The organism is Arthrobacter zhangbolii (assembly GCF_022869865.1).
Lineage (GTDB): Bacteria > Actinomycetota > Actinomycetes > Actinomycetales > Micrococcaceae > Arthrobacter_B > Arthrobacter_B zhangbolii.
In genome coordinates this window covers 1,444,838-1,471,765 of the sequence record NZ_CP094984.1, presented here as the reverse complement: position 1 = coordinate 1,471,765, position 26,928 = coordinate 1,444,838, and the positions used below count along the sequence as shown (strand labels likewise).

Below are 26,928 nucleotides of genomic sequence, written 5' to 3'. Positions count from 1 at the left end.
GCGATCAGCGGATGCCCTCAAGGAGCGGCACCCCGATACTGCAGTATGTTTGAACACATGCCCGTTACGTCCGAACAGCTGTCCCTTCGCGTCGGTGAGGCAACGGTCTCCGCAGAGTTTTCACGCCCCGCCGAGCCGGCCGCCGTCGTCGTGGTGGCGCACGGAGCCGGCACCGGCATGGAGCATCCGTTCCTGACCGGGTTTTCGGAGGCCTTGAACCATGCCGGCCTGGCGACCCTGCGGTTCAACTTTCCCTACCGGGAGGCCGGCCGGAAATTCCCGGACAAGGCACCGGTTGCTGTTGAGGCGTGGAGAACAGCCATGGAGGCTGCGCTGACCCGCAGCGGGGATACGCCGGTATGGGCCTGTGGGAAATCGTTCGGCGGTCGGATGGCTTCCATGGCCGTTGCCGAGGGCATGCCGGCGGCCGGACTGGTGTACCTGGGCTATCCGCTGCATCCCCCGGGCAAACCGGAAAAGCTGCGGGATGCACACCTGTACGGAATCACCGTGCCCATGCTGTTCCTGCAGGGCACCCGCGATCCGTTTGCACTGCCGGGTGAACTGGAACCAATAGCCGGCCGGATCGGGACGAATGCGCGTATTCAGTACGTCGACGGCGGGAACCATTCCTTTGAAGTCCGGGGGCAGAAGCGTCCGGCAGAGGTGATCGGTGCAGCGCTGGCGGACCCGGCGGCTGAATTCGTGCTCCTCAGTCCGAACGCAGGCCGTAGGTAAGCAGGGCATTGCCGGAGGACGTGACCTGGGAGTTTTTCAGCTCCAGCCGGGTGGTGGGGTCTTCGGGCCGGAAGAGCCGCTGCCCGCTGCCGGCGACCACGGGATGCACCATTAGGGTGAGCTCATCCAGCAGGCCGGCAAAAAGCAGTTGCCGGACAACCGAGATGCTGCCCTGGACCCCGATGGTGCCGCCTTCGGTGGTGCGGAGGTCTGCGACAAAATCCTCCAGATCCCCGTCGATCAGGGAAGAGTTCTCCCATTCCAGAGGTCCCTCAAGGGTGCGGGAAGCCACGTATTTGCGGACGGGATTGATGAACAGTCCGAACTCGTCGTCGTGCGCCGGGTCCGGCCAGTAACCGGCCCACTGCTCGTAGGTGGAGCGGCCCATCAGCACCGTATCCATGCCGGAGAGCGCCGCTTCCATGGCCGGGCCCATCTCCTCGTCGAAGTGGTCGAACTGCCAAAGGTTCGGTGATTCCACGACGCCGTCAACCGAACTGAAAAGTGCTGAGGTTACCTTGCGCATGCCAACAGGTTCCGGGGTCCGGCCAGCCCTGTCAACGGGTGCGGAGGTGCCCCGGTGTGCCGCGCGCAGATCACCGGAATACCCGCATAGTCTTCGGTCAGGTTTTCCGTTGCGAGGGAGGGTGTCCAATTGGCGAGTGTGCCCATGCGGCTTCTGGTCCCCTACCTGCGGCTGACCCGGAAACCCCTGACCGCAACGGTGCGGCGTGCGCGGCAGCGGCTCGCCGCAGATAAGCACCCGGCGCCTCCTCCGCGTCGGCTGCGGGGCAGGTACGGAGTTCAGGAACGCACGGTCAACGGTTTCACCTGCTGGTCCGTGTTTCCGCGGACCCCGCGGCCCTCCCCCGCACCGCTGGTGATGTATCTGCACGGCGGGGCCTACACCAGCCCGATCACCGGCTGGCACTGGCGTTTTATCGCCCGTCTTGCCGCCGCTGGGTACCGCGTGGAGGTGCCGCTGTACGGTTTGGCGCCGAAGTTTAACCACCGGGATGCGACGCCGTTCCTTACTGCCGTGTACCGCAAAATCCTGTCAGAGTGCCCGCCGGGTGCGGTGGCCTTTATGGGTGATTCCTCCGGGGGCGGACTGGCCCTGGCCTTTGCGCAACAACTGGCCGGCCTGTCCCTCCCGCCGCCGGGCCGGCTGGTGCTGCTCTCTCCCTGGGTGGACCTGGCCATGCAGAACCCGGAACTTGCGGAAGTGGAAGCGCGTGATCCCTGGCTGAGCCGAACCGGGCTTCGGGTGTCCGCGGAGGCGTGGGCCGCCGGCGACCCTCTGAATGATCCCCGGGTTAGTCCGCTGAACGGCAGCTTCTCCGGGCTGCCGGCCACTGAGCTGTTTTCCGGCACCAGCGATCTGCCGTACCCGGACATCCTGCGCCTCGAGAAGGCAATGCTGGCGGGCGGGTGCCGGGTAAACCTGCATATAGCGGAGGGCGGCGTCCACGTGTATCCGCTGCTTCCGGTTCCGGAGGGCCGGGCTGCCCGGAACCGGATCCTGGCGGTACTCGGCCGTGCGCGGCGCACCTGTGCGAAGCGAATCTCCGGACGAGGAGCATCGATAAAGGGTGTACGGCAGAACGCTTAGCATTAGGACACAGTAATGTTGCGTAATTAGGGCGCACTTAGGTTACGCTAACTGTTGTTGCGGCGAGCACTCCCGCAACTCCAGCCACTTCTGCCTAGCATCCGGACCGCACCAGCACGGAAACGCCAGCTCCTCACGGAACGGCTGCTTTCACCGCGAGCAGCGTAGCGCCCCGGACGGGCAGCCCACCTAGGAGTCATTTTGAGCTTCGCCCTGCCCAAAACAGGTCTTCCCACCCCGCTTGCGAAACGCCGCAACCATAACTCCTCCGGGTCCATCCCGCGGCGAACATTCACTAGGGGCATTGCCCTTGCCGCTTCGGCTGCTCTTTCCCTTTCCCTGGCTGCCTGCACCACCGCTGCCGAATCGGAGACCCCGCTGGAGGGCACCGGCGCCTCGGGTGAGTGGCCTCGCACCGTCACCCACGAGGCGGGCGAAACAACCATCGATGCGATGCCGGAGAGGATCGTTTCCACCACCCTGTCCGTCACCGGCACGCTGTTGGCCATCGACGCCCCGGTAACGGCGACGGCCTTTACCCCCGCCAAGGGCGGCACCGCGGATGAAAACGGCTTCTTTACCCAATGGGCCGACGTCGCCGTCCAGCGCAACGTGGAGCCCCTGTACCCGGTTGGTGAATTTGACCTTGAAGCGGTTATTGCCCAGGAACCGGACCTGATTGTTGTCTCGACGTCCGGCAATGACTCCGTGCTGGACCAATATGAGACCCTCAGCGGCATTGCCCCCACCGTTGTGGTGAACTACGGTGACCAATCCTGGCAGGACCTGGCCGAAGAGCTGGGCGAAGCAACGGGACACGAACAGGATGCAGCGGACGTCGTCGAAGAGTTCGATGCGAAGGTGGCTGAAACTGCTGAAACCCTACGCATTGAAGAGGGCGCCACCGCCTCGATTGTCAGCTACAACCCTGGCAGGCCGTCCCCGGTTGGGAAAACCACCGGCCCGCACGCCCAGCTGCTGCAGACACTGGGCTTCCGCATCGCCGAACCCGATGAACAGTACGACACCTCGGTCCAGAAGCGCGAGGATTTCTCTTTCAGCTCCTATGAGGGCCTGGCCGAGTCCGTGACCGGCAGCTACACCTTCCTCATCAGCGCAGACGAGAAGAAGGTTGACGCATTCACGGCCGATCCCACACTGGCCAACGTCCCCGCAGTCGTTAACAACAAGGTGTATCCCCTGGGCTTGGCCTCATTCCGCCTGGACTACTACAGCTCTACTGAAATCGTGGACTGGTTCGGGGAGACTTTCGGTAAGTAAACCACCACAACCATGCAGCACAAACACCGTCAGGGGCAGGGCTGGGCCGTAGGACTGGTCCTGCTCCTGTTCCTCACTTTCGCCAGCCTGACCATGGGGAGCCGCCCTATTCCGCTCCCCGATACCTGGGCAGCCATGGCCCGCTTTGATCCGAGCCAAAACACCCACCTGCTGGTGCGGGAACTGCGCCTCCCGCGCACCCTGCTGGCCGTCGCAGTGGGTGCTGCCCTCGGCTTGGCAGGGGCACTGATGCAGGCACTAACGAGGAACCCGCTGGCCGAACCGGGCATTCTGGGAGTCAACGCGGGCGCGGCATTCGCCGTCGCAACCGGTCTGACTATGTTCTCGGCTACCAGCCCCCAGGAGTACATGTTCTTCGGTTTCACCGGAGCGGCTGCCACCTCCCTCGTGGTCTACCTGCTGGGCAGGGCGCACGACGCCGGCACCAACCCCGTCCGCCTGGTCCTAGCCGGTGCGGGACTGTCGGTTATGCTCGGCGCCGCTACATCGATCCTCCTGCTGTCTGGCAGCGAGGAAACCTACAGTTCCTATGCCAACTGGGCCACCGGTTCGCTGCAGGGCCGCGGGTATGACGTGCTGCCCTGGGTTCTGGGCGCGGGCGCTGCCGCAGCGGCCATGGCACTGCCGGCCGCCCGCAGCTTGGACTCCCTGTCCCTGGGTGCAGACCTGGGCCGGAGCCTGGGCGTGCGCGTGCGCACCACCTGGATCATCGGGACCGCTGCCATCCTCTTACTCGCCGGCGCCGCCACAGCCGCAGCGGGACCTATCGGCTTCCTGGGTCTGGCTGCACCCCACACCGCCCGGCTGATCGTGGGACCCGCCCATCGCCGACTCCTGCCCTTTTCCATGCTGCTGGGGGCGGTCCTGCTGCTCTGTGCGGATGTGCTGGGCCGGCTCGTGGCCGCCCCGGACGAAATCGGTGCCGGTGTGATGAGCGCACTGGTGGGCGCACCGTTCTTTATCGCCCTCGCCCGGCGGCGGAAGCTGGCGAGGCTGTGAGGGGAACCAAAAGCACGGCACTGGCGGTGAAAAGCCGCCGTTGGCAGCGCAGGGCATTGGGCCGCAGCCGCACGGCAGCCGTCGGCACGCTGCTGGCCTTCACGGCCACCATGCTGGGTGTCGCGGCCATGCAGACCGGGAGCATTTCACTGCCGTTCAGTGATGTGCTTGCTGCAGTTTTTGGCCTCAGTGAGGAGCCGCGGACCACCGCGGTGGTGCACCGTATCCGCTTGCCCCGGGCGGTGACGGCCCTGGCTGTGGGCGCCTGTCTTGGCGCAGCCGGTGCCGTTTTCCAATCCGTATCCCGCAACGCCCTGGGATCACCGGACATCATCGGCTTCACCACCGGCGCGGCTACCGGTGCGGTGGCCCAGATCATCCTGTTCGACGCCGGCGCTGCCGCCACTGCACTGTGGGCAGTGGGAGGTGGCCTGCTCGCTGCGGCACTGGTCTACTTATTGTCCCTGCAGGGCGGACTAACCGGCGGGTACCGGCTGGTCCTGATCGGCATAGGTGTAGGCGCCGTGCTCTCGGCGCTGAACTCGGTCCTTCTGGCCAAGGGGGATGCGGACCTTGCGGCCCAGGCACACCTGTGGCTGTCCGGATCCCTTGCCGCCCGGACCTGGGAACACGCCGTACCGGTCCTGTGCGCATTGGTCCTGCTGCTGCCGGTCCTGCTCGTCCTGGGACGGTCGCTCACCCTGATGGAAATGGGTGACGACGCTGCCCGCGCCTTGGGCGTCCGTGTGGAACAGACGCGGATTACGTCGATGGCTGCGGCCGTCGGCCTGACCGCCGTGGCGACGGCCGCCGTCGGCCCCCTTGCTTTTGTGGCGCTGGCCGCACCGCAGCTTGCCGCAAGGCTGACCCGCTCCCCCGCCATTCCGATTGGCACAGGGGCCCTGATGGGTGCAGTGCTCGTGACCGGCGCTGATCTGCTGTCGCAGCAGCTGCCAGTCCGCGCAGCGCTGCCAATCGGCCTGATGACCGGTCTGGTGGGCGGCGTCTACCTGCTCTGGCTCCTGACCCGCAGCAGGCAGGTCTGACTATGCGAACTCCCACCGAAAGAGGCGCTATGCCCGCTCAACATGTTCTCTCCGGCGCTGGTCTCACCCTGGGCTACGAGGGCCGGACCATCTCCGAGTATCTGAACGTGAACATTCCGCCCGGTTCATTTACTGCCATTATCGGGCCGAATGCATGCGGCAAGTCCACGCTGCTGCGTGCCCTCTCACGGCTCCTCAAGCCGGTTGCCGGACAGGTCTTCCTGCACGGACAGGACATCGCCGGCTACCCCACCCGGGAGGTGGCCCGGCGGCTGGCGCTTCTGCCGCAGTCGTCCACGGCGCCGGACGGCATCACCGTAGCGGATCTGGTGGCCCGGGGACGGTTCCCGCATCAGGGCCTGTTGCGCCCTTGGTCCGACGCCGACCGGCAGGCGGTTGATGCGGCCATGGCTGCCACCGGAGTGACGGACCTGGCCGGCCGGACCGTAGGCGAGCTTTCCGGCGGTCAACGGCAACGGGTCTGGCTTGCCCTGGTGCTGGCACAGGACACCCCCGTGCTGCTTCTGGATGAACCCACCACGTTCCTGGACATTTCCCATCAGCTGGACGTACTGCGCCTGTGCCGGAATCTGCACCGCAGTGGCGACTACACCCTGGTCACCGTGCTTCACGAACTGAGCCTGGCCTTCCGGTTTGCGGACCACATCATTGCCATGAAGGACGGCCGCGTGCTGGCGCAGGGCCCTCCGGAGCAGATCGCCACGCCGAAACTGATGAAGGAAATCTACGGAATCGATGCCGTGATCATCCCGGATCCGGCCACCGGAGGGCCGCTGGTGGTGCCTCTCGAGCCTGAAGATGCGGTGCGATGAGTGGGGAACCGAGGCATACAACCGAGTCGGCAGCCAGCAGTTTTCCCGATCCACGTGTCCCCGTTCCGCCTGAGCCGGCACCGATTCAGGTCCTGCAGGGACACTTCGAGCGTTTGTGGAGCCGGTTGGGCGCTGCAGGACAGGCGGATTTCCTTGCACGTTGGGACACGTTGGTACTTCCCTTGGTGGAAGCGGACCCGCAGGGCTGTCCGGAGTTCCGTGCCGCCACATTCCTGTATCGCGAGGATGGGCCCGGTGCACCCCCTGAGGCAGTGATTCTCTCGGCCAATGCCCTGGTGGACCACCGGAACCCGGCAGCAACGGAGTTCACTCCTCTATCCGGCAGTGCCGCCACCAGAGCCGGGCTATGGGCCTTGACCCTGCGGATGCCGCAGGATTGGGAAGCGAGCTACCGCATCACGTCCTCACCGGCCGGTCTGCCGGTACCCTGGCGGACCGCCGCAGACCGCCGCACCGTCCGGATAGCTGCCAACGCCGGGGGCAGGGATTCGCGGAATCCCCACGTTGGAGCGGCAATGGACGGCACACCGACGTCGGTGCTCCGGTTACCCGGGGCACCCGCGGCACCGTGGCTTGCTGCACCGACGCCGGGCCATACCGGGCCAGTTCCACGGCTTCAGGAGCTGTGGGTTCCGGATACCCTTGCGGGACGGATGCGGAAAGTCTGGCTGTATGCGCCGCCGGCCACGGGCGGCAGCGTCCAAGGCCTTCCGCTGGTCCTGCTGCATGACGGGCAGGTCTGGGCCAGGTACCAGAACCTGCAGGCGACCCTTGACTCTGCGATCCGTTGCGGAGCGCTCCCGCCAGTATGTGTGGCACTGATCGATTCGGCAGACGTGGAAACCCGGTCCCGGGAACTGTCCGGGCCGGTTGGCACAGTCGATTTCCTGGGGCGGGATCTCCTGCCGGTCCTGCGCGGCAGGCTGCCGGTGAGCCCGCGGGCCGAAGACACAGTGGTTTCAGGGGCCAGCTACGGCGGACTGGCGGCCCTGTGGCAGGTGGCCCGCTACCCGGACCTGATAGGCAAGGCGCTCGCCCAGTCGCCGTCGTTGTGGCGGTATGACCTTGCGGCCTACCTGATGCCGGTCAAAGACCGGGTCCGGATCCGCATGCAGGCCGGACGATATGAGTCCACCGTGCATGAGCCGGCCGCCCACCTCGCGCAGGTCCTTGGGGAGGCGGGAGCGGACGTCGGTTTCCGATCCATCACCGGAGGGCACGACTGGGCCTGGTGGTCTCCCTGGCTGATCCGCGGGTTGGCGGAGGTCCTGGAGGACGGCAACTGACCCATCGGCTGATGTGTGCGGCGCTGGCCGGCCGCCGGGTCGCCGTGAACCCGTTACCCCGGCTGCATTCCCCGGCAGCGTTCCCGTGCGCTCTAGGCCCGGCCGTGTGGCGAAGCAGCCAGGACCACCGCACGGGCAGCCCGGTTTGCCTTCACCGCAGCCGCCAGTATGAGGCCCAGAACCAGCAGGGAACCGCTGATGATGGCCGCGCCCGAAGTGCTTTCAGCACCACAGAAAACCAGCGCAAAAATTCCCAGTGCGGCAAATACGCCGGCAGCGGCATGAGTCAGCGGGCGGGCAGCTCGGTGCCCGGCGCGCCAGGCGGGCTCCGACACCGTTACGTATCCCACCCGGATACCCACCAGCGAGTTGATGCCCATCCGGCCGCTCGCCGTGGCTTCAGCCGCCCAGGAAAGCCCCGCGCCGCAGATTATCAAAAGTACCCCGGTGATCCCCATGTGCAGTACTCTAGCCGCCGGCTCCCCGGAGAAGCGTCAGGCCGTCCCGAAGACCGTCCGGTCCAGGAAGGGATTGCGGAACTTCCCCTCGGGGTCCATGCGTCCGGCCAGGGCCTTGAAATCGTCGAACCGGGGGTAGAGCGGTGCAAGCGCAGCGGCGCCCGTTGTAAACAGTTTCCCCCAGTGGGGTCGCGCCGAGAACGGAGCCAGGGCGGCCTCGATGTCCGGCAGGACGGCCTCGACCGCCGCCTGCTGCGGCTTCCAGGTGAAGTGCAGGCCAATTCCGTCCCGGTGGTAGTTGCTGCTGAGCCATAGCCCGTCGGCTGCCATCGAGCGCACCTCGGACACCAGCAGCAGGGGCGTGATCTTCGGCGCAAGTGCGCGGACCGCCTGAATCGCTGCAACCGCGTGTTTACGTCCTACGAGATACTCCGACTGCAGCTCGTCGCCGTTGCTGGGCGTGAAGGCGAGGCGGAAGTGCGCCAGCCGGTCCGACCACGGGCCGGGAACGCCGAGCTGCCGGGTACAGTGATCCGCAGCCACGCCCGGCACCGGGTGCAGCGCACGGTCCGCCGGGGTCCCACCGTAGAACACCTCCGGCACACCCCGTGCATCATCCATGCGGCTCTTGAGCCATGCCTGCCCAATGCTGCCTTCGGTCCAGTCAGTGAACAGACTGACACTGTAGGCAGCGGACATGGCGGCGTCGAAGTCGGCCAGCACCGCGTCCCACGCCACCCCGGTGAAGACGTCCTGGCGCACGTTGAAGGCCGGCTCAACGCGCAGGGTCACACGGTGCACCACGCCGAGGGCACCGAGGCCCACCACCAGACCCTCGAAATCGCTGTCGCCCTTTCGTACGGTCCGAACCTCGCCATCGGCAGTGACAAGTTCCAGGCCGACGACGGCGGTGGCGAGGTTCCCGTTGCCGTTACCGGAGCCGTGGGTGGCGGTCGCGATGGCCCCGCCCACCGAGATATGGGGCAGGGATGCCAGGTTGTGGAGGGCAAAACCGCGTCGCTGCAGGTGCTCTGCAAGTATCCCGTAGCGGACGGCGGCGCCGACGGTGACGGTGCGCGCATCCGTGTCGAGATCGATCCCCGGGGGCAGCGCCTCCAGCGACACCAGGGTCCCGGCACTATCGGCAATGCCGTTGAAGGAGTGCCGCGAGCCAAGGACGCCGACCTGCCGGGCACCGGCCACCGTCTGCTGCAGTTCGGCAAGCGACGCCGGCACCACAATCCGCCGGGCCGCATACTCATAATTACCTGCCCAGTTGAGCCTGTCGCGTACCTGTTCCTCGAGCATGGGCGTCCTTAGTCTGGCCGGTGCCGCGGCAGCAGGACTGGAAGCTGCCGGGGCGTCATCCGGAAGGGTGACCGCCAGCCTACAACTTGCAGACCCGCATTATGTGGTGGATACACCAAGCCGGGCCGGCGCGTGGGCGTGGTGCCGGACATCCCCGTCCGCTGGCTCAGGGGGTTCGCTCGTAGTGCCAGTGCGTCCCGTCCATCACGAGGCGGTGGCGGGAGAGGGAAAGTGCCGGGCCGCCGGATACCGCGCCGTCGTACTCCGCGTCGCCCTCCCAGGCGAACACGGTGGCCGGTTCATATCCGTCCAGCCGCCGGGTCCGGAAGGTCTCCGGTACGGTGTCCGCGATTTGGGCAAGGGCGGCCCCGGCACCATTGGGCCCGCCGCACAGGGTGTACAGGGTGACCCACGTGGGTGTCACCAGCTGCATCAGGCCGTTGCGGTGGCGCTCCAGGGCATTCTCCGGGGTCAGCCAGAGGTAGTTGAGCAGTTCCCCCGGATTGAGCCGGATCGTGCCCGCGGGAGCGGCAGCGGCAAAGAACCACGTCTGGTAGCGGCGCGGGATGTTCTCCGGCGGGATCCAGCAGGACAGCGGCACCAGCGCACCGGGAAGCAGGGTCAGTCCGGTTTCTTCAGCGGTTTCCCGAACCCCTGCCAGCCGGGCCGCCTCTGCTTCGGAGGGCGTGTCCCGGCGGTCTTCGGGATCCACCCGGCCGCCGGGAAACACCCAGGCCCCGCCAAAGGATCCGGCCGTCGGCCGCTCCAACAGCAGCACCTCGGGACCGGCGTCGGAGTCCCGGAGAAGCACAACGGTGGCCGCCGTACCGGTAAGTTCGCTCATGCCCTGAGCATAGCGAAATCCGGGGGCGGCCACCGGTGGGAGGCTCTTTCGGGTCTAGAGGACCTTGGCCAGGAAGTCCTGCAGGCGCGGAGCCTGCGGGGCACCGAACAGCTGCTCCGGGGAGTTTTCCTCCACAATGTAACCATCCGCCATAAAGATCACACGGTCGGCCACTTCACGGGCGAAGCCCATCTCATGCGTAACCACCACCATGGTCATGCCCTGCTCCGCCAGGTCGCGGATGACCTGCAGCACTTCGCCCACCATCTCGGGGTCCAGCGCCGACGTCGCTTCATCAAAGAGCATGACGTCAGGCTTCATGGCCAGGGCACGGGCAATGGCCACACGCTGCTTCTGGCCGCCGGAGAGCTGGGCCGGGCGTGCGTGCGCCTTATCGGCCAGGCCAACCCGGTCCAGCAGTGCCAGCGCGGTCTTGCGGACCTCTTCCTTTGACGCCTTCTTGAGCTGCACCGGCGCCAGCATGATGTTCTCCAGCACGGTCATGTGCGGGAAGAGGTTGAAGTGCTGGAAGACCATACCGATGTGCTGGCGCACCTCGTTGAGGTTCACCTTCGGATCGGTGAGGTCAATACCGTTGACCTTGACCGTTCCTCCGCTGATGTCCTCCAGCTTGTTCAGGCACCGCAGGAAGGTGGACTTGCCGGAACCGGACGGACCGATAACGCAGACCACTTCCCCTTCGGCAACGCTGACGTCCAGGCCCTTGAGGACCTCGTTGGACCCGTAGGACTTCCGCAGTCCGATGGTTTGGATCTTGCTCACTTGTTGAACCTCTTATCCAGGACGTCCGCCAGCTTGGTCAGCAGCGTAATGACGATGAAGTACAGGGCGGCCACAATGATCAGCACCTCCGCGGTGCGGAAGTTCACGGCGTAGACCTGCTGGCCCTGGTAGGTCAGCTCCGCGAAGCCGATGACGGCCAGCAGGGACGTGTCCTTGAGCGTGATGACGAACTGGTTGATGAAGGACGGCGTCATGATCTTGATGGCCTGCGGAATGATGACCTTCTGCATGGTCTTGCCGTAGCCAAGGCCCAGGCTCCGTGCCGCTTCCATCTGCCCGGGGTCCACGGACTGGATGCCGCCGCGGACAATTTCGGTCATGTAGGCGCCGGCATTCAGGCTCAGGGTCAGCACGCCGGCGGTCAGCACGTCCACGGGCTGGCCAATAATCTGCGGCAGGCCGAAGTAGAAGAAGAAGGCCTGCACCAGCACCGGGGTGCCGCGGAAGATGCTCACGTAAATGGTGGCAAGGCCGCGGAGTACCTTGATGCTGCTGACCTTCAGGAACCCGAAGAACACGCCCAGGATCAGGGCGAAGAACAGCGAGAGCGCGGTGGCCAGCAGCGTCAGGCCCAGGCCCTTGGCGAACGCCGGGGCGTTATCGGTCACCAGGGCCCAGAAGCTGGAGTCCGTGGCGCCGGCTTCAAGGTAGGTGTCCAGGATTTCCTGGTACTGCCCGTTGTCCTTCAGCTCGGTCAAACCCTCGTTGAAAGCGGCGAGAAGCTCAGGGTTGGTGCCCTTGTTCACGGCGAATCCGTAGGAGCTGCCGGCTTCCTTGTCGGTGACCGTCTTCAGCCCGTTGCCGGACTTCACACCGTAGGCGAGCACGGGGTAGTCATCGAAGACCGCCACCGAACCGCCGGCCTTGACGTCGTCGTACATCTGGGCGGACTGGGCGAAGGCAACCACTTCGAAGCCGTACTCGTCCTTAATGGACTCCGCGAAGGTCTGGCCTTCGGTACCGGTCTTGACGGCTACACGCTTGCCGCGCAGGTCTTCGTAGGACTTGACGTCATCATTGTTCTCGGCGACGGCCATCTGGATGCCGGACTCGAAGTACGGGTCCGAGAAGTCGAACACCTGCCGCCGCTCGTCCGTGATGGACATCCCGGCAATAACACCGTCCACCTGGTTGGACTGCAGGGACTGCAGCGCCGCATCAAAGCCAAGGGACTGGATTTCAACATCGAAACCCTCCTCCTCCGCGATGGCGTTGATCAGGTCCATGTCGATGCCGACGAGTTCGCCGTTTTCACGGAACTCGAAAGGCGCGAACGTGGTGTCGGTTCCGATAACGAAGGTTTCACCCTCCACGCCGTCCGCCGCGAAAGCCCCGGCCGCAGGTACCCCAAGCAGCAAAGCCAGGGTTGCGAGGAAGGCGGTCAGCGGTGCGGCCAGTCTGGCCAACCCCTTTGTAGCCCGTTTGCCACTAAGCAAAATAAACGTCTCCTAGCTCTTTCACTGCGGCTGGCGCCGCAAATGCCCCCATAGAGACTACCTAGAGCAGTGGCAATGCAACGAACCGGAGGGGCCCGTGGAAACGTGAGCTACGTCCCGTAGCCGTAGAAATACCGTTCGAAAACAGCCCGGGCATGCCGGGTGTCGCGCAGGTAGTCCTCCTCCAAAACCCCGCCCTGACCTGCACCGTAGCCGCACCAGCGGGCCACGGCGTCCAGTTCCCGCCGCGAGGCAGGGAGCACATCGGGGTTGCGTCCGCCGCGGATAACATTTGCGCTTCGGATCCTGCTGGCCAGCAGCCAGGCGTGGCGCAGGATGGACACATCGGCGGCCGGAAGCAGCCCCGCCGCCTCGATGGCGTCCAGGGCCGGCAGGGTCGCCGTGGTCCGAAGTTCGGGGATGGCATGGGCGTGCTGCAGCTGGAGCAGCTGGACCAGCCACTCGACGTCGCTGAGGCCTCCGCGTCCCAGCTTGAGCTGGCGGGACGGATCCGCACCACGGGGCAGGCGTTCGGCTTCCACCCGGGCCTTGATCCGCCGGACTTCCCGGATGTCCTTTGGCGAGACGTCCTGTGGGTAGCGCACCGGATCGATGAGGGCCATAAAATCCTTGGCCAGGGCATCGCTGCCGGCCATGGGACGCGCCCGCAGCAGCGCCTGAGCCTCCCAGATCAGGGACCACCGCTCGTAGTAGCCCCGGTAGGACTCGAGGCTGCGCACCAGCGGCCCCTGCCTGCCTTCAGGCCGCAGCCCCGCGTCAAGAACCAGAGTGCGTTCGGCAAGGACCGCCGGGGTGCAGGGCTGCTGCAGGAACGTGGATATCTGGGCTACGATCTTCTCCGCCTGGGCCTGGGCGGCTGCCGCATCCGCACCCGGCAGCGGACGGTGAACGTACATCACGTCGGCGTCCGAACCGTAGCCGATTTCCCGGCCGCCCTGCCTGCCCATGGCCACCACCAGCAGTTCGGTGAGTTTTTCGCTGCCGGCAAATACTTCGCCCTCTGCCACATGCAGGGCGCCAAGCACCGCGGCGCGGTCCGCGTCGGCCAGCGCACGGCCGACCTCCTGCTGGCTGAGCAGGCCGGCACTGTCAGCGATGGCGATGCGCAGCATCTCCCGGCGCCGGATCAGCCGGATCAGCCGCATTGCTTCTCCGGCGCGCGGATGGCGGGACATCTTGGACTGGATTTCCTGCCACTGCGCTTCGAAGGGAACCGGAACCAGTTCCTTGTCGGAGCCGAGCCAGGCAGTGGATTCAGGGGAAACCTCCAGCAGGTCGGTGATGAACCGGCTGGAGGAAAGAATGGAGCACAGCCGCTCCCCCGCGGCCGAGGAATCGCGGAGCATCCCCAGGTACCAGTGGGTATCCCCCAGGGACTCGCTGAGCCGTCGGAAGCCGAGCAGGCCGGCGTCGGGGTCCACGCCGTCGGCAAGCCATGCCAGCAGCACCGGCAGCAGCTGACGCTGCAGTGCGGCCCGCCGGCTGACGCCCACCGTCAGGGCCTCTATGTGGCGCATGGCACCGCGCGGGTCCGCGTAGCCCAGGGCCGCGAGCCGGGCCTGGGCGGCCTCCGGGCTGAGCCGGACCTCATCCGCACTGAGGTTGGCGGCCGTGCTGAGCAGCGGGCGGTAGAAAATGCTTTCATGGAGTCCGCGCACCAGCCGCTTGGTCCGCTGCCACTGCTCCCGCAGCCGGTCGGCGCCGGGGCGTCCGGGCGCCAGTGCACCGGCGCTGGCCTTGGCCAGGGCCCGCAGCGCAGCGTCGTTTTCCGGCATCAGGTGGGTACGGCGCATGTGCACCATCTGAATGCGGTGTTCGAGCACCCGCAGGTACCGGTAGGACTCGTCCAGCTCCCGGGCATCGGCGCGCCCGATATACCCGGCGTCGCTGAGTGCGGCGATGGCAGCCGTGGTGCCGCGTACGCGCAGGGACTCATCAATGCGGCCGTGGACCAACTGCAGCAGCTGCACCGTGAACTCCACGTCCCGCAGTCCGCCGCTGCCCAGTTTGAGCTGGCGGGCCTCTTCGCTGGCCGGAATGTTCTCGGTGACCCGACGGCGCATGGCCTGCACCGATTCCACGAAACCGTCACGTTCCGAGCTGGTCCAGATCAGGGGCGCCACTGCCTCCTCGTAGCGCCGCCCCAGTTCCGGGTCCCCGGCCATGGCCCGTGCCTTCAGCAGTGCCTGGAACTCCCAGCTGTGTGCCCACCGCTGGTAGTAGTTCATGTGTGAGTCCAGGGTGCGGACCAGCGGACCGTCCTTGCCCTCCGGCCGGAGGTTGGTATCCACTTCCCACAGCGGCGGCTCCGGTGCGGCGGTGTTGATGGCCCGCGAAATCCCCGCCGCGAGGGCCGTACCGATGGTGGAGGCCCGCTGCTCCGGCAGTCCTGAGGCTTCAATAACGTAGATGACGTCCACGTCGGAGATGTAGTTCAGTTCCCGGGCGCCGGCCTTGCCCATGCCAATGACGGCGAGCTTTACTGCCGAGATTTCCTCTGCCGGGTAGCTGGCCGCCAGTTCCGCGCGCGAGACGGCCAGGGCAGCTTCCAGCGCGGCGCCGGCCAGGTCGGCAAGTTCCCGGCCTGCGGAAGGGAGATAATCCGTGGGCGAGGCGGCGCCCAGATCCCGGACCGCAAGATCCAGCAGGTGGCGCCGGTAGCGGGCACGCAGGGCAACATACGCCTCGGTGCCCGTCAGCCGCGCCACCGGTGCCGGACCGCTGCCGGCCCGGACGGCGTCCAGCAGTGAGGCGCGCAGCTCGCCCGCCCCGGTGCTGCCCGGTTCCGCGCGCAGCGGACGGTGGAGCAGATCCATGTTTTCGGGGTGGCGCATCAGGAATTCCGCCAGCGCCTCCGAAGCTCCCAGCAGCCGGAACAGTGCCTCATTCCGCTCATCCGCGGCGTTGACCAGCTCCACGACCTCCGGGATCCGGCCGATCAGCCGCACCAGTGACTGCAGGGCCAGGTCCGGATCCGCGGAATTGTTGAACCCGCCAAAAAGGGCGTCCTCATCCACCCGTTCCAGTTCGGAGGCCGCCAGGAAGCGTGCGCTCTTCTCAAGATCCTGGAAACCTGTGGCAATCATCCGCCGGGTCAGGCTCATGGGTACCGGCCCTCCGTTAGAGAATGCCCAGGTTCTTCTGCAGCTCGAACCGGGTCACGTGCTGGCGGTACTCGTTCCAGTCCGCGCGCTTGTTGCGCAGGAAGTTCTCGAACACCTGCTCGCCGAGGATTTCGGCGACCAGCTCGGAGTCCTCCATGACCCGCACGGCGTCATGCAGGGATGCGGGCAGCGGGTCGTGCCCCATGGCGCGGCGTTCGGCGGCGCTCAGGCTTTCAATATCGTCCTCGGCACCGGGCGGCAGGTCATAGCCCTCTTCAATGCCCTTCAGGCCGGCGCCTAGCAGCACCGCGTAGGACAGGTAGGGGTTGGCCGCCGAGTCGATGCCGCGGTATTCAATGCGCGCGGACTGTCCCTTGTTCGGCTTGTACAGCGGAACCCGGAGCAGAGCCGAGCGGTTGTTGTGGCCCCAGGAGAGGTAGCTCGGTGCTTCGCCGCCGCCCCAGAGCCGCTTGTAGGAGTTCACGAACTGGTTGGTGACGGCGGTGAACTCCGGGGCGTGGCGCAGGATGCCGGCCATGAACTGCCGGGCGGTCTTGGACAGCTGGAATTCGGCGCCGGCCTCGAAGAACGCGTTGCTGTCGCCCTCGAACAGGGAGAAGTGGGTGTGCATGCCGGAGCCGGGGTGGTGCGAGAACGGCTTCGGCATAAAGCTGGCGTAGCAGTCCGTCATCAGGGCAACTTCCTTGACGACGGTGCGGAAGGTCATGATGTTATCCGCGGTCTGCAGGGCGTCGGCGTAGCGCAGGTCGATCTCGTTCTGGCCCGGACCGGCCTCGTGGTGGCTGAACTCCACGGAAATGCCCACTGCTTCCAGCATGGACACGGCGGTGCGGCGGAAATCCTGGGCAACGCCGCCGGGAACGTGGTCGAAGTATCCGGCCTGGTCCACCGGAACCGGCTCGCCGTCATCCCCCAGCTGGTCCGACTTCAGCAGGTAGAACTCGATCTCCGGATGGGTGTAGCAGGTGAAGCCCATGTCCGCGGCCTTGGCCAGCTGGCGCTTGAGCACGTTGCGCGGGTCCGCGGCGGAGGGCTGGCCGTCCGGGGTAAGGATGTCGCAGAACATCCGGGAGGTCTGCTCTTCGTCGCCGCGCCAGGGCAGGATCTGGAACGTGGACGGATCAGGCTGGGCCAGCATGTCGGACTCGAAAATCCGCGCCAGGCCTTCAATGGACGAGCCGTCGAATCCCAGCCCCTCCTCGAACGCGCCTTCCACTTCCGCCGGGGCCAGTGCCACCGACTTCAGTGAGCCCACGACGTCGGTGAACCACAACCGCACAAACCGGACATCGCGCTCCTCGATGGTGCGCAGAACGAATTCCTGCTGGCGGTTCATCCTTACCTTCTTTCCTGTTCCCGTTTTGAGACTTGTGAAGCCTTCTTCACTCTACCTACGTACGCGCCATTTCCACCTCAGCGCGTTCTTCGAGCCGTTGCGTTACGGCACCGCCGACGGCGGGACGGCGGGTTCCCCGTCCCCGTTCTTTAGTAGGCTCGATACATGACCAGTGCCGAACAGCCTTCCCCGTACGCCGCCGCCCCCGGGACGCCCGCCGCCTCAGCGGCCCCGGCGCTGAAGAAAATCCGTATCTCGCACCTGCAGCAGCTCAAGGACAACGGCGGCAGATTCGCGATGCTGACCGCCTATGACCAGTACGCGGCCGGCATTTTCGATGAAGCCGGCATTGAGGTGCTGCTGGTGGGCGACTCCGCGGCCAACAATGTCATGGGGCACGCGACTACCCTGCCCATCACCATGGACGAAATGATCGTTTTTGCCCGCTCGGTGACCGCCGGGGCAAGCCACGCACTGGTGGTCTGTGACCTGCCTTTCGGCTCCTACGAGGTCTCCCCCGCCCAGGCCATCGAATCCTCCGTGCGGCTGATGAAGGAAGGTCTGGTCCACGCCGTCAAGATGGAAGGCGGGCGTCACTACGTGGACCATGTCCGGGCCATGACGGCCGCCGGCATCCCGGTGATGGCGCATGTGGGCTTCACGCCCCAGGCCGAACACGCGCTGGGCGGCTACAAGGTCCAGGGCCGCGGCGAAGCCGGTGCGGAAGTGGTGGCGGATGCCGTAGCGCTTGCCGAGGCGGGTGCGTTCTGCGTGCTGATGGAAATGGTGCCTGCGGACATCGCAGCCGAGGTCGACGCCGCGGTGCGGGTGCCCACCATCGGGATCGGTGCGGGCAACGCCACCACCGGGCAGGTGCTGGTGTGGCAGGACATGGCCGGACTGCGCGGCGGACGGCAGCCGCGCTTCGTCAAGGCGTTCGCGGACCTGCGCACCGAGCTGTCCCGGGCGGCGAAGGAATACGCGGACGAGGTCCGCAGCGGCTCCTTCCCCGGCCCGGAGCACAGCTTCTAGTCAGTCTTCCTCCGCGTCCCAGGCCTTGTTCCTGGCCTGGACCTTCTGCAGTGCCAGTTCGGCTTCTTCACGCGTGGGGTAGGGTCCGAGCAGCTTCGTCCAGTCGGACTGCGGACCTTCCTCGACCTCATGCGTCACTACGTTGAACCAGTAATCGGCCATTGGTGTCCTCCTGTTGACTGTGCGCACCGGCGGTACCGGCCGCCGGTGCGTTTGGTACTTCCCCGTCCCCTGTCCGGGCACGCTGGCGATAAGATCGATGGTATGCCCCAGAATCTTGCCACTGCACCTGTTGGACACCTCTCGCCCGGGATTGTGAGCCCCCGGCTGCGGGTACCGGCGTCGATCCCCCGCCCCGAATATGTGGACCGGGAGGCACCGGCACCGTTCACCGGGTCCGAGGTTAAGTCTGCGGAGACCATCGAAAAGATCCGGATTGCCAGCCGGATCGCCGCCCAGGCCATCGTCGAGGTGGGCAGGCACATTGCTCCGGGCGTCACCACCGATGAGCTGGACCGGGTGGGCCACGAGTTCCTGCTGGACCACCATGCCTACCCCTCCACGCTGGGTTACCGGGGCTTCCCCAAGTCCCTGTGCTCCTCCATCAATGAGGTCATCTGCCACGGCATCCCGGACAGCACGGTGCTCGCCGACGGCGACATCATCAACATCGACATCACTGCCTATATCAACGGCGTGCACGGCGATACCAACTGGACCTTCCTTGTGGGCGACGTGGACGAGGATTCCCGTCTGCTGGTGGAACGCACCCAGGAGTCCCTGCGCCGGGCAATCAAGGCCGTCGCGCCGGGACGTGAAATCAACGTCATCGGCCGTACCATCGAGTCTTACGCCAAGCGCTTCGGCTACGGCGTGGTCCGGGACTTCACCGGCCACGGCGTGGGCGAGGCGTTCCATACCGGCCTGATCATCCCGCATTACGACGCCGCACCGGCGTACAGCAGGCTGATTGAACCGGGAATGGTGTTTACGATTGAACCTATGCTCACTCTGGGAACCATTGAGTGGGACATGTGGGATGACAACTGGACCGTCCTGACCAAGGACCGCAAACGGACCGCGCAGTTCGAGCACACCCTGCTCGTCACTGATACCGGTGCCGAAGTTCTGACCCTTCCCTAATCCGCGTAAGCCCGAGCTCAGAACTACTACTGGAGAACCATGGCCAAGAAGCATAAGTCCGACAAGCACGTCGACGCCGTCATTGGAATTGATATCGGCGGCACCGGCATCAAGGGCGGCGTCGTCGACCTGTCCAAGGGCAAGCTGATTGGCGACCGGTTCCGTATTCCCACCCCGCAGCCGGCCACCCCTGAAGCCGTAGCCGGCGTCGTCGGGCAGATCGTGGCGGAGCTGTCCTCCCGCCCCGAGGGCCCGGGTCCCGATGTGCCCGTGGGCGTCACCTTCCCTGCCATCATCCAGCACGGCGTTGCCCGTTCCGCGGCCAACGTGGACAACAGCTGGGTGGACACCGACGTCGACGCCCTGCTCACCAAGGCGCTGGGCCGGGATGTGCAGGTCATGAACGACGCCGACGCCGCCGGGCTGGCCGAGGCACGCTACGGCGCCGGGCGCGGCGTGGAGGGCACGGTGCTGGTCATCACCCTCGGCACCGGCATCGGCTCGGCGCTGATCCACCAGGGTGTCCTGGTTCCCAACGCCGAGCTGGGCCACCTGGAGATTGACGGCCACGACGCGGAGTCCAAGGCGTCCGCCTCGGCACGGGAGCGTGACGGCATCGGCTGGGAGGAGTATGCCCAGCGGCTGCAGCGCTACTTCTCCCACGTGGAGTTCCTCTTCTCCCCCGACCTGTTCGTGATCGGCGGAGGCATCTCCAAGCGCAGCGAGGACTTCCTGCCCATGCTGGATCTGCGGACCCCCATGGTCACGGCCAACCTGAAGAACAACGCAGGCATAGTGGGCGCGGCCCTGCAGGCAGCCCTGCATTTCAAGTACATCAAGTAGGCCCGCAGCCTCCCGCCGCGCCCAGTGCAGGCGGGCGGACGGCAGAAAGGCGGCGGAAGGGATTTCCCTTCCGCCGCCTTTTTCGTGTTTGTGCGGGCTACTGCGCCGTGATTGGACCGGGACGTAAGCGGGCTACTGCGCCGTAAGCGGACGCTGGGCGCCGGAGGGCGCCCTGCCCGCACTGTCCCGGCCCTCGGTCCGCAGCTTCTCGATGGCGGTCTCGAAATCCTCCAGGGATTCGAAGGACTGGTAGACGCTGGCGAAGCGCAGGTAGGCCACCTGGTCCAGCTTCTGCAGCGGCGTCAGGATGGCCAGGCCTACTTCGTGGGCATCAATCTCCGCCACGCCGCTGGCGCGGATGGATTCCTCGACTTCCTGCGCCAGCATGGCCAGATCATCTTCACTGACCGGCCGGCCCTGGCAGGCCTTGCGTACGCCGTTAATGACCTTGCTGCGGCTGAAGGGCTCCCCCACGCCGGAGCGCTTGATCACGCTGAGGCTGGTGGTTTCCACCGTGGAGAACCGGCGTCCGCACTGGGGGCACTGCCGGCGGCGGCGGATTGCCGAACCGTCATCCGCCAGGCGGCTGTCCACGACGCGGGAATCAGCGTTGCGGCAAAACGGACAGTACATGTCCCGTCCTTTCGCGATGGGCCTTATGGTGCTCTCACTATAGGGCGCACGCACCTTCGGCACCAAGTGGGACCACCACATGTAGTGGTTGGTTCCACTACATGTGGCGGGTGGGAGAGAAAGAGCGGCTTAGCTGAACCGGACGGTGACCGCGTCGCCGTGGGCGGGCAGATCTTCGGCGACCGAGAGGGCCACAATGTCCGCGCTTACCTCCTGCAGTGCCTCACGGTTGTAGTTGATCACCTGGATGGCCCGCATAAAGGTGGTGACGTTCAGGCCGGAGGAGAACGCTGCAGTGCCGCCGGTGGGCAGCACGTGGTTGGAACCGGCGCAGTAGTCCCCAAGGCTGACGGGGCTGTAATCCCCAACGAAGATGGCACCCGCGCTGCGGATCCGCGCTGCCACCGCCTCGGCGTCGGCAGTCTGGATCTCGAGGTGTTCAGCTGCATAGGCATCACAGACCGCGATCCCCTGTTCCAGGCCATCCACCAGGATCACACCGGACTGCGCACCGGACAGGGCGGTCCGCACCCGGTCGCCGTGCTTTGTGGTGCCGGCCTGGCGGGCGAGTTCGGCCCGGACCTTCCCGGCAAGTTCCTCGGAGGCGGTCACCAGGACCGAGCCGGCGTTGGGATCGTGCTCGGCCTGGCTGATGAGGTCAGCTGCCACCAGCCGGGGGTTGGCTGTGTCATCCGCCAGGACCATAATCTCGGTGGGTCCGGCTTCGGAGTCAATACCCACCACGCCCTTGACCAGGCGCTTGGCGGTCGCGACAAACACGTTGCCCGGGCCGGTCACTACGTCCACGGGAAGAAGTTCGCCGTTGTTCGCATCGGCGGGAACCCCGTAGGCGAAGGCGGCGATGGCCTGCGCCCCGCCCACTGCGTAGACCTCGGTGATGCCCAGGAGTTTGGCGGCGGCCAGGATGGTGGGGTGGGGCAGTCCGCCGAATTCCTTCTGCGGCGGGGATGCCAGGGCCAGGGATTGGACGCCTGCCGCCTGCGCCGGGACAACGTTCATGATCACCGAAGACGGGTAGACGGCCAGACCGCCGGGCACGTAGAGCCCCACCCGGGACACCGGAACCCATTTGTGCGTGAGGACGGCACCGGGGCGGATTTCGACCTCCGCATCCGCAGGGCACTGGGCTTTGGCGAAGGTCCGGGTCCGGTCAATCGCGGTTTCCAGGGCGGAACGGACCGCGGGGTCCAGCTGCTCCAGTGCGGTGTCCAGTGCTTCGTCCGGAACCCGCACCGAATGCTGCTCCACGCCGTCGAAGCGCTGCGCCAGGTCCGTCAGGGCCGCAAATCCACGCGTGCGGACATCGGTGATGATGGCGGCAACCGCGTCGGAGGCGGCGTCGAACGTGGTTTCGGCGCGCGGCATGGCACCCTTGAGCTCTGCGGGGCTCAGGTGCTTCCCGCGCAGGTCAATGGTGCGGAATGAATCAAAGGCTGCTTCGGGGCTGGAAGAGATCACGCCTTTTATTCTACCCAGCCCCGCCGGCCCGGCACCGCTGCGCGTCGCCGCACTACGGGCCGTCCCTCCTGTTCGTCGGGCGCCTGCTAGCTGTCCAGGCAGGCCGGGCCGAGCAGCACCTTCAGGTCACCGAACAGCGACGGCGTGGGGTTCACGCGCATGTCGACTCCCAGCTTCATCACTTCCACGGTGCGGGAGCCGTTGAGCCGGATTTGCACCTCCGATGTGCCCGGGTGCGTGCGCAGCACGTCGCCCAGCTGCGACACCACTGTTTCGGTGGCTTTATAGGTCGCCATGGAAATCACCACGGGGCCGGAATGGCCTTCGCTGAGGTCCGGAACGGTCAGTTCCTGGGCGTTGAGGGTGACGGCGCCGTCGTCGCGGCGCTGCAGCCGGCCACGAACCACCACAATCAGGTCCTCGGCCAGCACCGCCGCAATCGGGCCGTACACCTGCCCGAAGAACATCACTTCCATGGACCCGGCAAGGTCCTCAATCTCGCAGCGGGCATAGGCGTTGCCGCTGTTCTTGGCGATGCGCCGCTGCAGCGAGGTGATCATGCCGGCGATGGTGACGATGGCGCCGTCGGGCGGGCCTTCCTCCCCCACGATGTTCGTGATGGTGGAGTCCGCGTGCTGGCTCAGGATGCCTTCCAGGCCCTGCAGCGGATGGTCCGAAACGTAGAGCCCGAGCATGTCCCGTTCAAAGGAGAGTTTGTCCTTCTTCTCCCATTCGGGCAGGTCCGGAATATCGATGCTGATCGAGTCTTCCGGCTCCTGGTCGCTGATCGCGGCGAAGAGGTCAAACTGTCCCACGGCCTCGTTGCGCTTGAGCACCACCACCGAGTCGATGGCCTCTTCATGGATCATCGCCAGCGGCCGGCGGGCATGGCCCATGGAGTCGAAGGCGCCGGCCTTGATGAGGGATTCGATGGTGCGCTTGTTGCAGACCACCGCCGGGACCTTCATCAGGAAGTCCTTGAAGTTGGTGTAGGCACCCTTCTCCTCACGGGCGGCCACCATGGCCTGGACCACGTTGGTGCCCACGTTGCGGATGGCGCCCATGCCGAAGCGGATGTCCTTGCCCACAGGGGTGAAGTTCACCGAGGACTCGTTGACGTCCGGCGGCAGCACCGTGATGCCCATTTTGCGGCACTCGTTCAGGTACAGGGCGAGCTTGTCCTTGTCGTCACCGACGGAGGTGAGCAGGGCAGCCATGTACTCGGACGGGTAGTGCGCCTTGAGGTAGGCGGTCCAGTAGGAGACCAGGCCGTAGGCAGCGGAGTGGGCTTTGTTGAAGGCGTAGTCGGAGAAGGGAAGCAGGATGTCCCAGAGGGCCTTGATGGCCGCCTCCGAGTAGCCGCGGTCCACCATGCCCTGGTGGAAGCCGGCGTACTGCTTGTCCAGTTCGGACTTCTTCTTTTTGCCCATGGCGCGGCGGAGGATATCTGCCTGGCCGAGCGTGAAGCCGGCGACCTTCTGGGCGATGGCCATGACCTGCTCCTGATACACAATCAGGCCGTAGGTGGTGTCCAGGATTTCCCGCAGCGGCTCTTCCAGCTCGGGATGGATCGGGGTGATTTCCTGGACGCCGGTCTTGCGCAGGGCGTAGTTGGTGTGCGAGTTGGCGCCCATGGGACCGGGCCGGTACAGCGCGATGACAGCGGAGATGTCTTCGAAGTTATCCGGGCGCATGAGCTTGAGCAGGGACCGCATGGGCCCGCCGTCGAGCTGGAACACGCCCAGGGTGTCACCGCTTGCCAGCAGGTCGTAGGAGCCCTTGTCATCGAGTTCAAGCTGCTCCAGGTCCAGGTCAATGTCCTGGTTGAGCTTTATGTTCTCAATGGCGTCGGAAATGATCGTCAGGTTCCTCAGGCCGAGGAAGTCCATCTTGATCAGGCCCAGGCCTTCGCAGGTGGGGTAATCGAACTGGGTGATTACCTGCCCGTCCTGCTCGCGCTTCATGATCGGGATAATGTCGATCAGCGGGTCCGAGGACATGATGACGCCCGCGGCGTGCACGCCCCACTGGCGCTTCAGCCCCTCCAGGCCCAGTGCGGTGTCAAAGACCCGCTGGGAATCCGGATCGGTCTTGAGCAGCTCGCGCAGCTCGTCGGCTTCGCCGTACCGCTTGGCTTCCTTGTTGTGCACGTCCTGCAGGGACAGGCCCTTGCCCATCACGTCCGGCGGCATGGCCTTGGTGAGCCGCTCGCCCACGGAGAACGGGTAGCCCATCACGCGGGAGGAGTCCTTCAGGGCCTGCTTGGCCTTGATGGTGCCGTAGGTGACGATCATGGAGACGCGGTCCGCGCCGTACTTCTCGGTGACGTAGTGGATCACTTCGGAGCGGCGCCGATCATCGAAGTCGACGTCGAAGTCAGGCATGGACACACGGTCCGGGTTCAGGAAGCGTTCGAAGATCAGCCCGTGGTTCAGCGGGTTCAGGTCGGTGATGCGCATGGCGTAGGCCACCATGGAACCGGCGCCGGAGCCGCGGCCGGGGCCCACCCGGATGCCGTTGTTCTTGGCCCAGTTGATGAAGTCGGCCACCACCAGGAAGTAGCCCGGGAAGCCCATCTGGGTGATGATGCCGATTTCGTATTCGGCCTGCTTGCGGACATCGTCCGGAATGCCCTTCGGGAACCGGTAGTGCAGCCCGGTTTCCACTTCCTTGATGAACCAGGATTCCTCGTTTTCCCCGGGCGGGCAGGGGAAACGGGGCATGTAGGAGGCTTTGGTGTTGAATTCGACGTCGCACCGCTCGGCAATAAGCAGGGTGTTGTCGCAGGCGTCCGGGTGGTCGCGGAAGATGGCCCGCATTTCATCCGGGGACTTCAGGTAGAACTCGTCGGCGTCGAACTTGAAGCGCTTGGGGTCAGCCAGCGACGAGCCGGACTGGACGCAGAGCAGGGCCGCGTGGGCGGAGGCATCCTCGGCGTGGGTGTAGTGCAGGTCATTGGTGGCCACCAGGGGCAGCTGCAGTTCCCGCGCCAGCTTGATCAGGTCCGCCTGGACGTTGCGTTCAATGTCCAGGCCGTGGTCCATCAGCTCGCAGAAGAAGTTCTCCTTGCCGAAGATGTCCCGGAAGTCCGAGGCTGCCTGCACGGCTTCCTTGTAGAGTCCCAGGCGCAGCTTGGTCTGCACTTCGCCGGAGGGGCAGCCGGTGGTGGCAATGAGGCCCTTGCCGTAGGTCTGCAGCAGGTCCCGGTCCATGCGGGGCTTGTAGAGGTAGCCCTCGAGGGAGGCGAGGGAGGACATGCGGAACAGGTTGTGCATGCCTTCGGTGCTTTCGGCCCACATGGTCATGTGGGTGTAGGCACCGGCGCCGGAAACGTCGTTGCGGCCGCCGTCGCCCCACTTCACACGGGTTTTGTCCGCCCGGGCGGTGCCGGGGGTGAGATAGGCCTCCACACCCACAATGGGTTTGATGCCTGCGCTGCGGGCCTTGTTCCAGAAATCAAAGGCGCCGAACACGAATCCGTGGTCGGTGGTCGCCAGGGCATTCATACCCAGTTCGTCGGCGTGGCTGAACAGGTCGGTCAGCCTCGCGGCACCGTCCAGCATCGAGTATTCAGTGTGGTTGTGAAGATGGACAAACGATTTCGACGTACTAGTTGCTGAAGCCACCAGTACATTCTAGGCCCCGGCGCGCGGGGGATTTACCCCCGCCGCGCCGCTGCGCCGGATGTCACTTCCGGCTAGATCAGCCCGCTGCGCAGTGCGTCCACGGCATACTGCAGATCCTGCGGGTACTCGCTGACAAACTCCACGTATTCACCGGAACCCGGATGGGTGAAGCCCAGCTTCCGGGCGTGCAGCCACTGTCGGGTCAGGCCCAGCTCGGCGGCAAGTTTGGCGTCAGCCCCGTAGGTCAGGTCGCCGGCACAAGGGTGTCGCAGTGCGGAGAAATGGACGCGGATCTGATGCGTGCGTCCGGTTTCCAGGTGCACCTCCACGAGGGAGGCCTTGCCAAAGGCTTCCAGGACCTCGTAATGGGTGACTGAGGGCCGTCCTCCTTCGACAACGGCGAAGCGCCAGTCATAACCCGGGTGCCGGCCGATGGGCGCGTCAATGGTGCCCTTCAGCGGATCCGGCAGCCCCTGGACCACGGCGTGGTACATCTTGTCCACGGTGCGGTCCTTGAAGGCCTGTTTCAGCAGCGTGTAGGCGTGCTCGGTCTTGGCCACCACCATCACGCCGGAGGTGCCGACGTCGAGCCGGTGGACGATGCCCTGGCGCTCGGGCGCACCGGAGGTGGAAATCCGGTAGCCGGCGGCTGCCAGGGCACCCACCACTGTGGGGCCGACCCATCCCGGCGAGGGGTGGGCTGCCACGCCTACCGGCTTGTCAATCACCACGAAGTGCTCGTCATCGCCCAGGATCTTCAAGTCCTCCACGGGCTCGACGACGACGGCGAGCGGGTCGCGCTGTTCCGGCACGTCGGCGGTGATTTCCTGGCCGGCCTTCAGCTTGTCCGATTTGGAGAGTACCCGGCCGCCGGAGCTGAAGTAGCCGTCGGTGCACCAGGTCGCTGCCACTGAACGGGATACTTCGAGCAGGGACGCGACCACCGCGTCCGCGCGCTTTCCATCGGCTTCTTCCGGAACGCTAAAAACTGCATGCAGCTCGT

The 26,928-nt window shown here is 65.7% G+C and carries 23 protein-coding genes; 10 read left to right on the top strand and 13 right to left on the bottom strand.

Going from position 1 to position 26,928, the window contains the following annotated elements; all coding sequences use genetic code 11:
- Nucleotides 1–57: 57 nt before the first annotated feature.
- On the top strand, nt 58–738 hold the full coding sequence (locus MUK71_RS06800) for an alpha/beta hydrolase family protein (protein ID WP_227928034.1): 681 nt from the start codon (nt 58–60) through the stop codon (nt 736–738).
- On the opposite strand, the gene MUK71_RS06795 is transcribed toward MUK71_RS06800, so the two are convergent.
- Complete coding sequence (locus tag MUK71_RS06795) at nt 713–1,264, bottom strand: dihydrofolate reductase family protein (RefSeq protein ID WP_227902249.1); 552 nt, start codon at nt 1,262–1,264, stop codon at nt 713–715. The two genes, MUK71_RS06800 and MUK71_RS06795, sit on opposite strands and share 26 nt — an antisense overlap.
- A gap of 138 nt (nt 1,265–1,402) precedes the next feature.
- Here MUK71_RS06795 and MUK71_RS06790 point away from each other — a divergent pair, with 138 nt between their 5' ends.
- The 6 genes from MUK71_RS06790 (at nt 1,403) to MUK71_RS06765 (ending at nt 7,837) form a co-directional block, all read left to right on the top strand.
- Nucleotides 1,403–2,350 (top strand): alpha/beta hydrolase, encoded by a 948-nt coding sequence (locus MUK71_RS06790; RefSeq protein ID WP_227928087.1) that lies wholly within the window; start codon nt 1,403–1,405, stop codon nt 2,348–2,350.
- Nucleotides 2,351–2,551: 201 nt separating this feature from the next.
- On the top strand, nt 2,552–3,631 hold the full coding sequence (gene fepB, locus MUK71_RS06785) for a Fe2+-enterobactin ABC transporter substrate-binding protein (protein WP_227902250.1): 1,080 nt from the start codon (nt 2,552–2,554) through the stop codon (nt 3,629–3,631).
- Nucleotides 3,632–3,643: 12 nt separating this feature from the next.
- The gene (locus MUK71_RS06780) at nt 3,644–4,651 is read left to right on the top strand and encodes a FecCD family ABC transporter permease (protein WP_227902251.1); all 1,008 of its coding nucleotides are present in this window, start codon (nt 3,644–3,646) and stop codon (nt 4,649–4,651) included.
- A gap of 26 nt (nt 4,652–4,677) precedes the next feature.
- A complete protein-coding gene (locus MUK71_RS06775; RefSeq protein WP_227928035.1) occupies nt 4,678–5,697 on the top strand; it encodes a FecCD family ABC transporter permease in 1,020 nt (339 codons plus the stop codon).
- Nucleotides 5,698–5,726: 29 nt separating this feature from the next.
- On the top strand, nt 5,727–6,530 hold the full coding sequence (locus MUK71_RS06770; RefSeq protein ID WP_227902253.1) for an ABC transporter ATP-binding protein: 804 nt from the start codon (nt 5,727–5,729) through the stop codon (nt 6,528–6,530).
- Between the two features lie 185 nt (nt 6,531–6,715).
- On the top strand, nt 6,716–7,837 hold the full coding sequence (locus MUK71_RS06765) for an alpha/beta hydrolase (RefSeq protein WP_227928088.1): 1,122 nt from the start codon (nt 6,716–6,718) through the stop codon (nt 7,835–7,837).
- A 92-nt stretch (nt 7,838–7,929) separates the two neighbouring features.
- Here the strand turns inward: MUK71_RS06765 and MUK71_RS06760 are convergent, their stop codons facing one another.
- From MUK71_RS06760 to MUK71_RS06730, 7 genes are all read right to left on the bottom strand, one after another.
- Entirely contained in the window at nt 7,930–8,295 is a 366-nt protein-coding gene (locus MUK71_RS06760; protein ID WP_227928036.1) for an SdpI family protein, read from the bottom strand.
- Nucleotides 8,296–8,331: 36 nt separating this feature from the next.
- The gene (locus tag MUK71_RS06755) at nt 8,332–9,603 is read right to left on the bottom strand and encodes an FAD-binding protein (RefSeq protein ID WP_227928037.1); all 1,272 of its coding nucleotides are present in this window, start codon (nt 9,601–9,603) and stop codon (nt 8,332–8,334) included.
- A 166-nt stretch (nt 9,604–9,769) separates the two neighbouring features.
- The gene (locus MUK71_RS06750) at nt 9,770–10,447 is read right to left on the bottom strand and encodes an NUDIX hydrolase (protein ID WP_227928038.1); all 678 of its coding nucleotides are present in this window, start codon (nt 10,445–10,447) and stop codon (nt 9,770–9,772) included.
- Between the two features lie 54 nt (nt 10,448–10,501).
- Nucleotides 10,502–11,230: an amino acid ABC transporter ATP-binding protein gene (locus MUK71_RS06745; protein WP_227902257.1), complete on the bottom strand. Its 729-nt coding sequence runs from the start codon at nt 11,228–11,230 to the stop codon at nt 10,502–10,504.
- Nucleotides 11,227–12,648, bottom strand: coding sequence for an amino acid ABC transporter substrate-binding protein/permease (locus MUK71_RS06740; protein ID WP_227928089.1), 1,422 nt, complete (start codon nt 12,646–12,648; stop codon nt 11,227–11,229). The genes MUK71_RS06745 and MUK71_RS06740 overlap by 4 nt, the downstream gene beginning before the upstream one ends.
- 149 nt (nt 12,649–12,797) lie before the next feature.
- The gene (locus tag MUK71_RS06735) at nt 12,798–15,812 is read right to left on the bottom strand and encodes a bifunctional [glutamine synthetase] adenylyltransferase/[glutamine synthetase]-adenylyl-L-tyrosine phosphorylase (RefSeq protein WP_227902258.1); all 3,015 of its coding nucleotides are present in this window, start codon (nt 15,810–15,812) and stop codon (nt 12,798–12,800) included.
- 16 nt (nt 15,813–15,828) lie between these two features.
- Nucleotides 15,829–17,169 carry a glutamine synthetase family protein gene (locus MUK71_RS06730; protein WP_227902259.1) on the bottom strand — a complete coding sequence of 447 codons (1,341 nt, stop codon included), beginning with the start codon at nt 17,167–17,169 and terminating at the stop codon, nt 15,829–15,831.
- A gap of 165 nt (nt 17,170–17,334) precedes the next feature.
- Here MUK71_RS06730 and panB point away from each other — a divergent pair, with 165 nt between their 5' ends.
- The gene (gene panB / locus MUK71_RS06725) at nt 17,335–18,201 is read left to right on the top strand and encodes a 3-methyl-2-oxobutanoate hydroxymethyltransferase (RefSeq protein WP_227902260.1); all 867 of its coding nucleotides are present in this window, start codon (nt 17,335–17,337) and stop codon (nt 18,199–18,201) included.
- Here panB and MUK71_RS06720 read toward each other — a convergent pair whose 3' ends face one another.
- The gene (locus MUK71_RS06720) at nt 18,202–18,363 is read right to left on the bottom strand and encodes an SPOR domain-containing protein (protein WP_227902261.1); all 162 of its coding nucleotides are present in this window, start codon (nt 18,361–18,363) and stop codon (nt 18,202–18,204) included. It abuts the gene before it with no gap.
- Nucleotides 18,364–18,465: 102 nt separating this feature from the next.
- On the opposite strand from MUK71_RS06720, the gene map reads away from it, so the two are divergent.
- A complete protein-coding gene (gene map / locus MUK71_RS06715) occupies nt 18,466–19,344 on the top strand; it encodes a type I methionyl aminopeptidase (protein WP_227902262.1) in 879 nt (292 codons plus the stop codon).
- 39 nt (nt 19,345–19,383) lie between these two features.
- Nucleotides 19,384–20,187 (top strand): polyphosphate--glucose phosphotransferase, encoded by an 804-nt coding sequence (gene ppgK, locus MUK71_RS06710; RefSeq protein WP_227902263.1) that lies wholly within the window; start codon nt 19,384–19,386, stop codon nt 20,185–20,187.
- A gap of 132 nt (nt 20,188–20,319) precedes the next feature.
- On the opposite strand, the gene nrdR is transcribed toward ppgK, so the two are convergent.
- The 4 genes from nrdR to MUK71_RS06690 form a co-directional block, all read right to left on the bottom strand.
- Nucleotides 20,320–20,820: a transcriptional regulator NrdR gene (gene nrdR, locus MUK71_RS06705; RefSeq protein WP_227928039.1), complete on the bottom strand. Its 501-nt coding sequence runs from the start codon at nt 20,818–20,820 to the stop codon at nt 20,320–20,322.
- Nucleotides 20,821–20,949: 129 nt separating this feature from the next.
- Nucleotides 20,950–22,299, bottom strand: coding sequence for a histidinol dehydrogenase (hisD, locus tag MUK71_RS06700; RefSeq protein ID WP_423724594.1), 1,350 nt, complete (start codon nt 22,297–22,299; stop codon nt 20,950–20,952).
- A gap of 86 nt (nt 22,300–22,385) precedes the next feature.
- Nucleotides 22,386–25,925 carry a DNA polymerase III subunit alpha gene (gene dnaE / locus MUK71_RS06695; protein ID WP_227902265.1) on the bottom strand — a complete coding sequence of 1,180 codons (3,540 nt, stop codon included), beginning with the start codon at nt 25,923–25,925 and terminating at the stop codon, nt 22,386–22,388.
- A gap of 71 nt (nt 25,926–25,996) precedes the next feature.
- On the bottom strand, nt 25,997–26,923 hold the full coding sequence (locus MUK71_RS06690; protein WP_231709818.1) for an RluA family pseudouridine synthase: 927 nt from the start codon (nt 26,921–26,923) through the stop codon (nt 25,997–25,999).
- Nucleotides 26,924–26,928 lie beyond the last annotated feature (5 nt).